Annotated in this window: 7 protein-coding genes; 1 reads left to right on the top strand and 6 read right to left on the bottom strand. The window is 46.1% G+C overall.

All coding sequences use genetic code 11. The features are described 5' to 3' along the window. Nucleotides 1-22: 22 nt before the first annotated feature. The 6 genes from recD to ACFOEE_RS19145 all read right to left on the bottom strand — a co-directional run bounded on the left by recD (nucleotide 23) and on the right by ACFOEE_RS19145 (nucleotide 13,100). Nucleotides 23-1,894, bottom strand: a complete 1,872-nt coding sequence (gene recD, locus ACFOEE_RS19170) for an exodeoxyribonuclease V subunit alpha (RefSeq protein WP_377128279.1) — start codon at nucleotides 1,892-1,894, stop codon at nucleotides 23-25. Beyond that, entirely contained in the window at nucleotides 1,891-5,445 is a 3,555-nt protein-coding gene (gene recB / locus ACFOEE_RS19165; RefSeq protein WP_377128276.1) for an exodeoxyribonuclease V subunit beta, read from the bottom strand. Before recB ends, recD begins: the two co-directional genes overlap by 4 nt. After that, nucleotides 5,432-8,692, bottom strand: coding sequence for an exodeoxyribonuclease V subunit gamma (gene recC, locus ACFOEE_RS19160; RefSeq protein WP_377128273.1), 3,261 nt, complete (start codon nucleotides 8,690-8,692; stop codon nucleotides 5,432-5,434). Before recC ends, recB begins: the two co-directional genes overlap by 14 nt. 58 nt (nucleotides 8,693-8,750) lie before the next feature. After that, complete coding sequence (locus ACFOEE_RS19155) at nucleotides 8,751-9,782, bottom strand: GGDEF domain-containing protein (RefSeq protein ID WP_377128270.1); 1,032 nt, start codon at nucleotides 9,780-9,782, stop codon at nucleotides 8,751-8,753. Between the two features lie 125 nt (nucleotides 9,783-9,907). Further along, nucleotides 9,908-11,965 carry an EAL domain-containing protein gene (locus ACFOEE_RS19150; RefSeq protein ID WP_377128267.1) on the bottom strand — a complete coding sequence of 686 codons (2,058 nt, stop codon included), beginning with the start codon at nucleotides 11,963-11,965 and terminating at the stop codon, nucleotides 9,908-9,910. 97 nt (nucleotides 11,966-12,062) lie between these two features. Then, nucleotides 12,063-13,100, bottom strand: a complete 1,038-nt coding sequence (locus ACFOEE_RS19145; protein WP_377128264.1) for an alkene reductase — start codon at nucleotides 13,098-13,100, stop codon at nucleotides 12,063-12,065. Nucleotides 13,101-13,227: 127 nt separating this feature from the next. Between ACFOEE_RS19145 and ACFOEE_RS19140 the strand changes: the two genes are divergently transcribed. Beyond that, on the top strand, nucleotides 13,228-13,809 hold the full coding sequence (locus tag ACFOEE_RS19140) for a TetR/AcrR family transcriptional regulator (RefSeq protein WP_377128261.1): 582 nt from the start codon (nucleotides 13,228-13,230) through the stop codon (nucleotides 13,807-13,809). Nucleotides 13,810-13,995 lie beyond the last annotated feature (186 nt).

Genomic DNA, 13,995 nt, shown 5'->3' with positions numbered 1-13,995 from the left:
TGTGCACCTGCCGATGTAGAAATTAGACCTTCAGCCTTAAGGCGAGCCCTGAGCTGCGTGCGACCGATTTGCGCATTGCCAGTTTTAACACCTCTGGCTGTGCCACCAGCTCTAAACGCTGTTTAGCTCGCGTGATGCCAGTGTAAAGTAACTGACGATTAATCCCTATTTGCGCCCGCTGTAGCGGTGGTAATAAGATTGCGGTATGCGCAAATTCTGAACCTTGCGATTTATGTATGGTCATCACATACGCAACATCGTATTTTGGCAATCGCGCGGGATAAATCGACCGCGGCGTTTCTCCTTCATCCATAAATACCGCTTTGAGCTGACCTTGCTCATCGGGCAGTAAAATGCCTATGTCACCGTTAAACAATTTAAGTTGATAATCATTTTGGCTTATCATCACAGGCATTCCTGCGTAGATATGACTTGTTAAGCGAATTAAGCCGCGCTGCATCAACGCCAGTTCGATTTTACGGTTGAGCTCTTCAAGCCCGTAAGGCCCTTCTCGCACTGCGACTAATAAACGAAAATGCGCAAATAGCGCGTGAACCTGCGCCGCACTTGCGCCTTGCTGAATTGCCAGTAAATAATGGCTGTACGCATCAACTGCACGTTCAATTAAAGCTTGATACTGAGTTTGGTCTAACCCGTACCAATTGAGATCAGCAAAGTTTTGCTGCCACACCCAGTCAAAATGATTGAGATCGTTACGATTCACTGCCAGTGCCAGTTGACCTATACCACTGTTACTGGCAAAACGATGGCTCTTTTGTAAAAACGCCAAGCAATCACCGATAACTAAAGGACTAGGCGTTTTTGCCGCTGGTAAGTTCACATCACACCAGCGTTTGAGCTGCTCGCGCAGTGCTTCGCTATAACTTGGCACTTCACCAAGTCGTAGTGTTTCGCATAAATCGCTCAACACATTACCAGTATCCACTGAGGCAAGCTGATCTTTATCACCCAGTAAAATTAACCGTGCGTTTTCCGGTAGCGCATTCACTAGCTTAGCCATCAGCGCTAAATCCACCATAGATGCTTCGTCGACTATCAATACATCTAAGTGCAGCGGGTTGCCCTGATCATGCCGAAACTTATTACTGTGTGGGATCACCCCAAGCAAACGATGTAACGTCTGTGCTTGCTCAGGGATAAGGGCGGCTAACTCAGGTGCTAAGCCAAGTTTCACTTTCGCCCCTTTAATAGACTCGGTTAAGCGAGCGGCCGCCTTGCCGGTAGGCGCCACCAGCTTAATCGCCAGTGGCGCTGCCAAATAAAGTGATTGCAAAATTGCCAGCAGTTTAGTGACTGTAGTGGTTTTACCTGTGCCGGGCCCGCCAGTAATAACACTGAGGCGACGACTGGCGGCGATGGCGCAAGCAATTTTTTGCCAGTCGATTTCATTGTTTGTGGCGGGGAAATAACTATCAAGGAGTGCACTTAAGCGCACTTCATCCAATAACATCGGCTGTCGTGCCAAAGCGCTAAATCTTTGCGCCAACAACGCCTCATAAGCGGCAAGGCGTGCTAGATACAAATAGTGGGCAAAACATTGCAGTGGCTTGCCCTCCCCAACTGCAGGGTGGTGCAGCAACTTATCACAAGCCTGTTCGCGGCTAATAAATGGGCTCAGAGGCTGGCTTTCATCTATGACGCTAAGCTGGAATGGGTTTTCCCACATTAGGCTGTTCAGGTCCAAACAGGTATGTTGCTGCTGCTCCGCACGTAGCAGCAATAACACCAAATAAAATACGTCGTCGGTGTCATTACAAAGTAACTTAGCCAGTTGCACATCACTATAGCGGATCTTTTCTTCCGCCAATAGACGCTTAATAAAACCACTGTGATCAAAGTCTGGGGCGTTAAAATCAAATCCTAACTGGCTCATAACGCCTCCGCTTGGGGGTCTAAAAAGAGCGCATCAAAAGCGTCTAATTGTGCCAAGGTTAAGTTTGTCTCATACACCCCCATACCATCAGGTAAAGCACGTAAAAACAAGTAAAAGACCCCGCCTAAGTGGGTCGCCGGTTGATAATCTCTCAGCCGATTTCGCAGTAAGCGATGCAGTGCAACCGTGTAAAGTATGTACTGCAAGTGGTAGTGATGTGCTTGCATGGCCACTTCAAGATTTTCGCGCTCGTAATCACTCGGCTTATCACCGAGGTAATTCGACTTGTAATCAAGCACATAATAACGGCCTTGCCATTCAAATAGCAGATCAATAAAGCCTTTGAGTAAGCCTTGTACTTGCTCAAATTGCAAATGACATGGCTGCCCTGTCACTTCGGTGAGGAGTTTATTTAACTTGGTCGCTTGCAGTGGCAATAGCGGCAAATGAAACTCCATTTCAACCAAACATTGTGCAGGCTTTAGCGCCGCCAACCTCAGCTCTGGCAATGCAGCACTCAGCGGTGCATGTAAACAAGCGTGGAGCCAATCTTGGGCAGGTTGCTGCCAAATTGAGTCAAGCTGGTATTTTTCCAAACTCTGCGTGACAGCCTCTGGGAGACTGAGTTTATTTTGACTTAAAGGTGCATCAGGGGCGCAAAAATCAATAAGTTCGAAAATTTCATGTAAACAACTGCCCGCCTTTGCCCCTTTTGGAAAGGTATAGCTATTGAGCTGCGTGTTGGCCGCGGTCATAGGTAAATCAAGCAAGTGGTTTTCATCGACCGCACCAGCTGGTCGTTCATCATGCCCGGCATGATAAGTTAACTGGCTAAAACTGGTCGCCCGCCAATGCCGCTCGATATAAGCAGTCACAGGTCGTACACTGGTTGGCATTATTTCTACGCTTTTGCCTTGATAGGTATGTTGAGCGGCTTGGTCGAGTAACTCAAAACCGAATTGCTCGCTTGCGCACAGCGCTGCAAGGGCGGCATGCCAATCCTCTTTCGCGGCAAATTCTTGGTTACCAAAGAGCACATAGCCTATCGCTGTTTGCGTCAAGCCAAGACGGTTTTTACTGCGCCCCTGTGGCAAATTAAACATGCCAAGCTCGCAGTAATAAACTGCACGAGTCAAAGCAACGTACAACAGGCGAATATCTTCAGCAAGGCGCTCTTGCTCTGCAGCCGCTCGACTCTCGTCTGTAGGATCTAAATCTAAGATAAGCTCGCCGCTGCGGTGATACAGCGTGTTGCTGGCTTCACGATATTGGCTGGCAAAAGGTAAATACACGATTGGATATTCCAACCCTTTTGAGGCGTGCATGGTAACCACTTTCACCAACTCAGCGTCGCTTTCTAAGCGTAATTGCGTGCCTTCACCATCGGGTTCACACACTTGACTGTGTAACCAACGCAGCACCCGCTCGGTGCCTTCAAGCTCTAATTGCTTATGTTGAATAAGTTCTGCCAAATGACGGTAATCGGTCAGCAAGCGCTCAACTTGCGCCCCTTGCTGTTGCCACAACTGCGCCAAACGGTTGTCCACCAACAACTGCTCGAGCATCGCCATTGCCCCTACTCGCTCCCAGCTACGGCGTAGGTCAGCAAATTGTTGTAAGTAAGCTTGCGCACGTAACTCATCGCTTTGCAGAGCAAAAAGCTCGTCATCTCGCAGTGCAAATAAAGGCCCGGCTAATACCCCGCGCAGCGCTGCTTCATCGTAAGGGCCGTGTAATACTTGTAAAAACCGCAGCACGGCAAGCGTGATAGGCTGATTAAAAACACTGTCGCGGGATAAATACACACTCGCCACCCCTACTTTTTGTAAGGCGAGTTTGATGGCTGAGGCTTCCTGGCGGTCACGTACTAAAACACAAATATCGCTGGCAGCAACCGCTCTGCCCGCCACGCTTGCTTGACCTTGCTGAGCGTCACTCAGCAGTTTGGCAATTTTACTTGCAAAAATTGCCGCCAGCTGTGGCAATGCCGCGTTTTTAGGGGTGGTTAATGCGTTATCCATCAATACAGTGAAATGCAGCGCAGCTGGCACATCACCGGCTATTTTAAGTACATCTCCTGCCGCCTTACCTTTAGCCGCAACAGTCACAAACGGAATATCACGGTTATAAATAAAGCTGTTGGTATGTTGATTGAAAATGCGGTTCACCGCATCAACCACGGCTGCCGTAGAGCGATAATTTGTCGCTAACGTATAGTGATGAGCCTCGGCTACAGCTTGTTTGGCTTGAATGTAGGTGAAAATATCCGCACCGCGAAAGCCATAAATTGCTTGCTTTGGGTCGCCTATCATAGTGAGATGGCCGCGCGCCTCCCCGGTTTTGCTGCCATAAATATGGCTAAAAATGCCATATTGCACGGGATCAGTATCCTGAAACTCATCTATCATCGCCGCGGGGTAACACTGCGCGATTTTCTCGCTCAACGCCCCTTGCGGCGATGCGCTTAACGCCGCTAGGAACTGCTCAAGCAAATCGTCAGGAGTTAAAATTGCGTATTGCTGTTTATGGGTTTGCAGCAGCGTTAGCACCTCTTGCTTAGCTTGCTGTAATAGCGCTAACGGAAGTTTTTTGGTGACACAATCATGCAGTGCCGCAAAACGGTCAAACTCCACCAGCAAAGCATGACTAAATGGTTGACCGTTCTTCTTATAAATACTCGGCTCAGCTAGTGCCGATGAAGACCAAGTAGCAAAGGAATGACCTGCACTGCCAAACTCAAAAAACCATTGCTCACTTTCACAATATTCCTGCAATGCCGCCAAATTGGCTTTACGTTTTGGCGCACTGTTGCCATTAATATCTGAGCTGCTTATGGCTGCGATAAAATCGCTGCTGAGTAATGCTTGTTTAAATTGCGCTGCTTCGTCGCGATAACGAGTGCGCGCGGCCAACACTGCGGTGAGCTCAACTTTAGGTTCAAGCTCAGCATTACGGTTATGCAACAAAGGCTGTAGCGCTTTTAACAGCTTTTCTGGGGTCGCAAACTGCGCCAACACCAACTCGGTATGCTCTAAATCCAAAGGATAAACAAAGCGCCGCCAATGATCTCGCACTGCGGTCAGTAACAACTGCTGCTGATCCAACACAAATGTTTGGTTAAATGCTAAGTTTGATTCGAAGGCATGTTGTTTCAGCATGCGCTGACAAAAACCATGGATAGTAAAAATGGCGGCTTCATCCATGCTTTTTGCTGCCGCATCAAGGTATAAAAACGCCTGCTGAGTGTCGCTCACTGTGCTGAGTACGGAATTAACTAAATCGTCCGAACAAGGCTCGCCAAGCAAGGCATCTCGTGCCAACACAATGCGTTTACGAACCCTGTCTTTGATCTCCTGGGTAGCCGCCTCAGTAAAAGTGACCACCAGAATTTGCTCTACGGCAAGCGCTGGGCTTGCATTATCTTGACCATATAAACCAAGCAAGTAACGTAAATACAAACCTGAAATGGTGTAGGTTTTCCCTGTTCCTGCGCTAGCCTCAATCAAAGCCTCGCCAACCAGTGGCATGGTTTTCGCGTCAAGTATCTGCATGGGGGATCTCCGTTGCGAGTCTAACCAGATCCGTTAAAAGCAGCTCACTTTGCGCCATAAACGGTTCAGAAAACTCGCTAAACTCTTTAAAACACAGCGCCACATAAGGGTCTTCACTATCACCTAGGCCAATGTATTGACCACCTTCAAATTTCAGCTGCGCCTTTTGTAAGTCTTGGGTTTTAGCATACTCATAGCTTGAATTTGCGAAAAATGGTTGCGGTGCGCTGAGCGCTTGGTGATAAAACGTCAACCAAGTTGATAAATAATGCTGACAGGTTGCCTTATCCAGTGCTGCAAATTCAAACCGCGAATCAAGCCCAATCACTAAAGTGGTGACTGGCTCTGCAACCACCCCAGCAAGGCAGTGGTAGATAAAACCACGGATCAAGTCTTTTGCTTTCACACTGGCGCTACGATAGAACACTTGATGACGACCATAAAGCTTATCTAGCCAGCCAACTAAAGTGGTGCCGCCAATTTGCAGCCGCACTTCAAGTGGCGCCTGCGGCTCAGCTATAAACGGTTTTATTATAGACGCCATTGCAGCCACTCTTTGCTGCATTGTTGCCAGTTGGATCACCCCAACTTGGGATTGCCCTAAACGCCCTTGCTGCAACCACTGCGCTGGGTTTATAGGGTGTGCGGCTAAATCATTGTCAAGCAACTGCTGTAAGTACTGGTAGCGGTCTAGTGCATCGAGCGCAAAGGGTTCATCGTCATCACTTTGCTGGGCAATAGGTTGTAGTTTGACCCCAAGCGTTGCTTGGTAATAGAGCGCTTGTGGAGCAAGCACTCCCCGTAACCATTGGCTTATCTCTAACTCGCTCGGCAATTCAACGGGTAAGGCAGAACGCTCTTCAGTGGCAACTTGCGGTGCTAACTGCCAATGCCAAATGGGGTTAAAACTATGCCAAGGCCCTGCTTGATAATGCTTGTTGTCAAATGGTTGCAGCGGCGCTTGCCAAGTTAAACTGTGGCTTGGACGTTGTGCAGGATTGGTTGGTAAGTAGAACACACGGTCAATGTATTCCACCAACTCACTCACTAGCACGGATGGCACTTGCGGCTCATTGTTAAAACACGAGCGACCAATATAACTGAGATAAAAACGCTTACGGGCGCTGAGTAGCGCTTCCAAAAATAAATATCTATCATCAAGTTTACGTGAACGGTCACCTTTTTGCCGGATACTACTGGCAACCAAGTCAAAGCCTAGTGGCTGCACTTGGCGTGGGTAGTCGCTGTCGTTCATCCCGAGCAGACACACCACTTTAAATGGCACCGCCCGCATCGGCATTAAGGTACAAAAATTGACGCTACCAACTAAAAAACGTTGCCCTACGCCTTTTTCTTTTAATCCTTGTTCGACCAAATAAGCCAAGGTTTTGGCTGCGATGGGAGCGCAATTGTCGCCATTGTCATAATGCTTTTCTAACTCATCAATCACTTGCTGAATTTGCATTAAGTCCCAGCTATCTTCATGCTCTGCATCGTAAAATGCCTGCTGCAATGTTCTTAGTAAACTGGCTTTATTACGGAGCGTATCTGGTTTAGCCAGCTGGGCTTTAAAGGCAATGAGTTGACCGATAAAGGCAATTAGTTTACTCAGTGTCGCACTTGCCATGCCTTCCACTTCATCCAGTGGATATAAGCCATTGTAAGCGATGCTTTCATCGGCCAGTGCCACCCCTAACAACAATTTGTTCAGGCCCTGCCACCAAGTGTTGAGTGCTATTGTGGGGAGCTGATATTCCTGCTTATGTTCACCATCTATGCCCCATTTAACCGACGCTCGATCAAGCCAATAATTGAGCTGCGCAAATTCATCTGAACTCAGCTCAAAACGACTGGCAATGGCATCCACAGCAAGCAAGTCGAGCACATCCGAGCGCTGAAAACGACTAAAAGGTAAATTAACTAAGCTTACAAAGGATTGTAAGATTGGCCTTTCTTGTGCGATGGCAAGGTCGGCAATGGCGTAAGGCAGTTGGCGATTGCCACGCGCGCCACCAAACACCGCCTCAATATAAGGGCTGTACTGACCGACATCAGGCATCATAACTATGATGTCTTTCGGAGTTAAACTTGGATCTTGATGCAAACAGTCGAGTAAGTAATCATGCAGGCATTCTACTTCACGTAACGCGGTATGGCAGTCCTGAAAACGTATGCTTTGGTCTTCATCGGCTAGGGCAAAGCGTCCTACGTCATTCACATACCAATGACTATCATCAACTTGGCTTTCACCCTTAAATGCCAAATCGTAAATCTCGCGTTGCACAGTTTGTAATAAGTTGTTGTCAAAGTCAGTGGCAAAATAATCTAGCCACTGCGCATCTAGCTGCACTAACTGCTCAAGATAGTCACGCCCCAATTTCCCCCACGACGACAAGAGCGGATTGCCAACTTGCAAATGCTGTCCTGCCAAGGCATTGAGCACTGGGGCTTTGGTATAACGCGCCAGCAACTTGGCGCGCAGCTTTTCATCGACTACGTCACCCCAATAATGTTCTGATGGGTTAAACAAATACAGTAGCACTTCGCATCGGGTTGCGAGCGCTGTAAAAATTTGCAATTGGCTTGGCGGTAAGGCTGAGATCCCAAAGAGGGTGATCCGCTCTGGCAATTCTATGACTTTGTCCGCGCTCAGTGCCGCCAACAGCAATTCGTGCATGTTGGCACGATGATAATGGCTTTGTCCAAGCTGCTCGGTATACACTATTAAACGCCGCCAAAGGTCCGGCTGCCATGGCGCTAAACTGATATCAACGTCAGGAAGTGTGTCCTGTCCGGCTTGCCAAAGGCTTAGCCACGCTGGGCGATACATTAAATATTGGTCAAAAACGTCAGCGATTTTCTCACACAGCAAAAAGCGCTTAACACCATCGACATCATCATTAAGATAGTTTTGCAATGCCTCATATTGCGGTTGTGCAATACAGTCTGGTAGCAAATTGTAGAGCTTCCAAGCCATATTTGGTTTATTGAAGGCTGATTCTGCGGGCACATCTGGCAAGAGTTTTTGGTATAGTCCCCAAATAAAACTGGATGGCAGAGGAAAGTCGACTTGCGCCGCAATCCCAAGCGCCTCACATAGGCCTATTTTTAGCCATTGTGACATACCGGGCGACTGAACTAAGACGACTTCTTTGCTAAAGGGATTATCAAGCGGTGCAACCTGCAAAAGCGCATTTAAATGCGCTTGCAAGTTTTCCATTCGATTCGACTGAATTATACGCAACATACTGTCTGCCAAGCGGTTTTATTTGTGCTGCAAACAGTGTAAGCAATTTATAGCGGTTTTAGAATAAATCGATGTCTGATTGTTCGCAATTTGTCTGAATAAGCGACCCCGCAACCAAATCATCGTAAAACCACAGCTGATCGCGACCATGCTCTTTAGCGTAATACAGCGCTTTATCGGCATTTTCCAGTACAGTAATGGGAAAATCGTATGGGCTTATCTTGGACATGCCAACACTCACAGTTAGCTTTTTCACAAATGGGAAATGGGTAGTACGCACCAATTCCATAAATTCGTTCATTTTTTTCTTAATTGATTCATAGCTGGTAGGCTCAAACACCAACACAAACTCTTCACCACCAAAACGGAATAGCAAATCGGTGGCGCGGAAGAACTGACGCATTTTTTGTGCTAGTAATAACAGCACTTCATCACCACAAACATGACCATAGTTGTCATTAACCGCTTTAAAGAAGTCGATATCCATAATCGCTAACCAAGAACAAGCGCCGGGCTGCTTAGAGCGATTTTCATCACTGCTATTGCGCGTCACTCTGTGCTGCTTAAGCACTTGCTTTTCAATTAATTGCTTGAGCTTCACTTCAAACGTTTGGCGGTTAAGTAGCCCTGTCAGCTTGTCACGTTCATTCTCGTGTAGAATGGTCAGGTAATTTTCGAAGATGCGACAAAATGCGTTTAACAGTACTTGATCGCTGCTCTTTAAACCTTTACTGACTATAGCTATTGAACCAACTGGTTTGTCGTGCAAATTAATCGGCACCCAACGCTTTTCTAATCCATCACTGGATTGTACTGTGATAGTACAAGCCGATTGCAAGCAACTAATCAGTTCCGCAGGTGGCTCTTTCACTAAGATCCGTTCACCCCAATCATATTCTCTTTTTGCCAGCGATTTCAGTGATAAGCTGCGCTCGACGGCAAGTTCCCCAGGGACTTGTAGATCTTTATAAACGGATATTTCCTGACAACCGATAAATTCTTGGATAGTCGAAATGAGACTGTATTCCAGCGAATCAATATCGCGCGTTTTGGTGATCTTAATTACCGAATTAAGTAATTCTTCTTGCATGATTTTCCTACGCAACAGACCAGTTTATCTACCAAAACTAGCCTATATTCTCTTTCATTAAACTATATCAAGGCACAACAATTTGCACGTTTGCCAAGGAAATCCGTCATTATTACCACAGCTACCTAACTAGACGCTGAATCTCGCATTACTTCTGCATTATTCAGGCTAAATTCTATTGCCTGTAGCAAAGGCAGCGCTTTGGCAAAGTACCACCCCTGAACTTGAGCAATGCCAAGTTCTGCAATAAATTGCAATTGCTCTGCACGCTCAACCCCTTCTGCCACAAGCTGGTAGTCCATATTGTGCAGTAGCTGAACCACGTTACTATAGAGTCGCTTACCTTGCTCTGTAGCACAACGGTCTAAAAAATGTTTGTCGAGTTTAACATGATTCATCGGCAATTCGGACAACATCGACAAACTAGAATAACCAGTACCGAAATCGTCAAGCACAGTCGCTACATGATGTGCAGCCAACTGTTTGATATGTAGATTAACCGCCGTTTTATCTGCCAAATAGCTGGACTCAACAATTTCAATTTTCAATTGATCAGCAAAAGGTTTTGCTTTATCACAAATGAGGTTAACTATGTCGGCTTTACGTAAGCTGGTCGGGTTAAGATTGATACTCAATACTGGCCTCAGTCCTTTGTCTGCAAACTGGTGTAAATCGTGGATCACTCGGTTTATCACCCAACGGTCAATTAAAATCGCTTGCTGATGCGACGAGAGAATATCAAGAAAATAAGGTGGAATAATTTCACCGTTGGCCTTTTGCAACCGTAACAGTGCCTCAAAACCTGCCAACTTTCCTGACTTAACACACATTTGGGGTTGGTAATAAAGTAGCATCTCCCCTTCAGCCAACATTTCCAAGGTTTTGGCGATACTTTTTGTATCCTTTTGCTTTTCACTCAAAGCCCTCGCAAAATCCTTCTCATTGCCATGCTCAAGCGCTTCTTGTAACGTCAGTTTTTCCGCCAGTTGTTGGATAGAGCCTTGATAGTTTACCTTTTGCTGTTGCCAACGCAAAAAAGGGTAGTAAAACAAGGCATTACACGCAATAAGGCAGAGCTGCAAGGCAACTGCCTGCCAGCTTTGGCCAATCAGCCAACCGTTGATCAACACTGGCGTCATCCAGCTGATCTCTCCACCTGCATAAGGCACAATACCTGTACTCAATAAACTGTAGGACACTAAGAAATTAAATGCAGGAGCTAGGATAAAAGGGATGAACAGCAGTGGATTTAAAAAAATAGGTAAAGCAAACAGCAAAATCTCGCAAAAATTAAACAGCGTGAAAGGTAAAGAAAGCTTAGCAATTTGCAGCTCATGGCTTTTCTTTGGCAAGAGAAATGCCGCCACCGTCAATCCTACGAAGCAACCAGTCCCACCGACTAACACAAAAGTATCATAAAAAGCTTTACTTGTGAGTCCGGGTAGAATTTCTGCTTCTAAAAATGTGCTATCAAACAGCAGGTTATAAGTATTGTCACCGTGCACACCAAAAAACCACGCACCATGACTTAAAAACATACGCTGCATAGTCAACTCAACTACGCTCCAAGTTTCACTATCGGGCGTAATGACCAACATAATTTCTTGACCAAGTAGCGCAAGTATTGGTTCTATGGCGTAAAAACTGAAGAATACACAAGTGAACGGCAATAAAATTTGTAACTTGTCTTTTAGGAATCCGCTCACTTCACGCAGCCAAAACGGGAATTTCGGCAATACGTTAACCAGTCCAGCCAATAGTAAACTACTGATTATAGGAATAATAATGGCATAAGCACTGGCACCTTTGTACTCAATAGCGTAGTGAGTACCTTGTAACGCGATAAAGCCGCCATGGACCACAAAGCACAATAGTGCCAACATGCCACCCACGACGCCACTTTGTCCATAATTGCGGGAAAGATAAAAGCCGATAGAAAGGCTAACCATGAGCGGGAATAATAACAAGATTAGCTCTGCGCCCTGCACTAACACCAACTCGAGCGCTGAGCCGTGTTCTAGTATAGCTAACGAACGGATCACATTTAGGACTAAAATCGCAATTGCGCTACTGACAAAATAAGGAATTAGGGCAATAAACGCTTCTCGTAGCGACAACAAAAAGCGACTTTGTAATACGCGAGAAAGCGTACTAGATAAATGGAGGGACCATGATGAATTCACAATTACCAACCCACACCGTTGCGATGGTGGCATTTACCACCTCTTAATCGCAGTATAGTGATGGTGTGGGTCTGGCCGCAACAAATTTTACGTAAAATTAGAGTGTTGCCAACATCGAATCATCATAGCTAACTAGTGGCTCGGCATTTCTCACTTTACTCACGTAATCTGCGTTGGCAATAAATGGTCTACCGATAGCAACAAGGTCGAACCGTCCGCTATCAATCGCTTGCACTGCAGAATCAGGCGTAAAACCGCCCACTCCGACTAACGTACCTTGGTAATGTGCACGCATATAGTCAGATACTCTACCGCCAAGATAATCAAACCTCATCTCATCATCAAATATGCCCACATGTAAGTAGGCTAACTGGCGACTTTGTAATGCCTGTAGTAAATAGTCGAACACAGCTCTGTCGCGCGCGTCTTGTTCCATATTAAAATACGCCCCGGGAGAGAGCCTCAGTGCTACTCGCTCATGACCTATCGCGTCAATAATTGCATCAGTCACTTCAAGCGCAAACCGAGCCATATTTTCTGGTGAACCACCATAGCTATCCTCGCGCTGATTTGCGGCATAGTGTAGGAATTGATCAATGAGATAACCATTTGCGCCGTGGATCTCAACCCCATCAAAGCCTGCTTCAATGGCATTTTCTGCGGCTTTGGCATAATCCTTCACTAGTTGCTGAACTTCGTCTAGGCTGGCCGCTTTTGGCGTCACATAATGTAAATCACGCATTCTTGGCACTGTACCCTCAACCCCTATTGCCGATGGGGCTAACACCTCACCGCCAAAGAAATGTGGATGCGCAACTCGACCCACGTGCCAAAGCTGAGCGAATATTTTGCCACCCTCTGCATGCACTGCATCAGTTACCTTACGCCACCCTTGAATTTGCGCGCTAGTGAATAAGCCCGGCGTATTTGGATACCCTTGCCCATCTGGGCGAATAATGGTCGCTTCACTGATGATAAGACCCGCTCCAGCACGTTTTGCGTAGTAAGCGGCCATCGCGTCGGTTGGTACTAGGTTGTCATCCGCCATACAACGTGTCAGCGGTGCCATTAAAATACGATTTTCTAAAGTAATACTGTCATTAAGTGCTACAGCTTGAAATAGCGTTGCAGTCATAGGTCTTGCCTCTTATTTGAATATTTGTTCAAGATAATGCAATTTGAATGGTCGTTCAAGTTCTTTTTTTGAATAACTAATCAACTTTGGTTATGATTAGAGTTAGACAAACTGATACGGTAAACGAATGAGAACAGCTGAATTCGACAAGACTTTTGTGCTTCGACAAGCAATGCAAACTTTTATGCAGTTTGGCTACAGTAAAACCAGTATGCAAAAGTTGACCGAAGCCACCGGGTTACACCCAGGCTCAATTTATTGCGCGTTTCAGAATAAAAAAGGCTTACTGCTCGCTGCAGTTGAACAATACCAAGCGGACAAACGTACGCAAATGGCAGAGCTATTCGCGCAATATGACAATATTAACGACGCGCTACATGCCTTTATCTCAAAAACCATTTTACAGTGTGGCGAAGATGAAAGTGCCCAAGTATGCCTGTTAACTAAAACACTCACCGAAATTGAAGGTCAGGACGATGAAGTATGCCGCGTTTTGTCAGGCAATTTGAACCAATTTGAGTTGGCGCTGCAAACCCAATTACAAAGCGCAATTGACAACCAACAGCTTTCTACAAATCCTGACGCAAAGACTCGAGCACAATTTCTCGTCATGGGAATTTATGGCTTGCGTACACTTATGCATACCAATCCTTGCTCTACAGCAATGAGATCAATAGCAGATGAATTAATTCAGCATGTATTGAGATAACCATCTGAAATTAAATGCTATTTTATAGAAACCCACAGCACCTTTCGTTGCTAACTTAACATTCACCTTGCGCACTATTTAAGTGACTTACCATGAAAAAAGGCACCCTAAGGTGCCTTTCAGATTGATGATAAACCCTGCTTTTTTAAGCGGGGTTTATTTTTTCGATAGTTAGGTCGTTTTTTC

This window comes from Pseudoalteromonas fenneropenaei (assembly GCF_042643375.1).
GTDB classification, from domain to species: domain Bacteria; phylum Pseudomonadota; class Gammaproteobacteria; order Enterobacterales; family Alteromonadaceae; genus Pseudoalteromonas; species Pseudoalteromonas fenneropenaei.
The sequence above is the reverse complement of the archived record's forward strand: the minus strand, read 5'-3'. Positions and strand labels throughout refer to the sequence as shown.

Bases quoted from the DNA above. Each gene is read 5' to 3' on its own strand.
- recD (WP_377128279.1), bottom strand. From the start codon at position 1,894: ATGAGCCAGTTAGGATTTGATTTTAACGCCCCAGACTTTGATCACAGT.
- recB (WP_377128276.1), bottom strand. From the start codon at position 5,445: ATGCAGATACTTGACGCGAAAACCATGCCACTGGTTGGCGAGGCTTTG.
- recC (WP_377128273.1), bottom strand. From the start codon at position 8,692: ATGTTGCGTATAATTCAGTCGAATCGAATGGAAAACTTGCAAGCGCAT.
- ACFOEE_RS19155 (WP_377128270.1), bottom strand. From the start codon at position 9,782: ATGCAAGAAGAATTACTTAATTCGGTAATTAAGATCACCAAAACGCGC.
- ACFOEE_RS19145 (WP_377128264.1), bottom strand. From the start codon at position 13,100: ATGACTGCAACGCTATTTCAAGCTGTAGCACTTAATGACAGTATTACT.
- ACFOEE_RS19140 (WP_377128261.1), top strand. From the start codon at position 13,228: ATGAGAACAGCTGAATTCGACAAGACTTTTGTGCTTCGACAAGCAATG.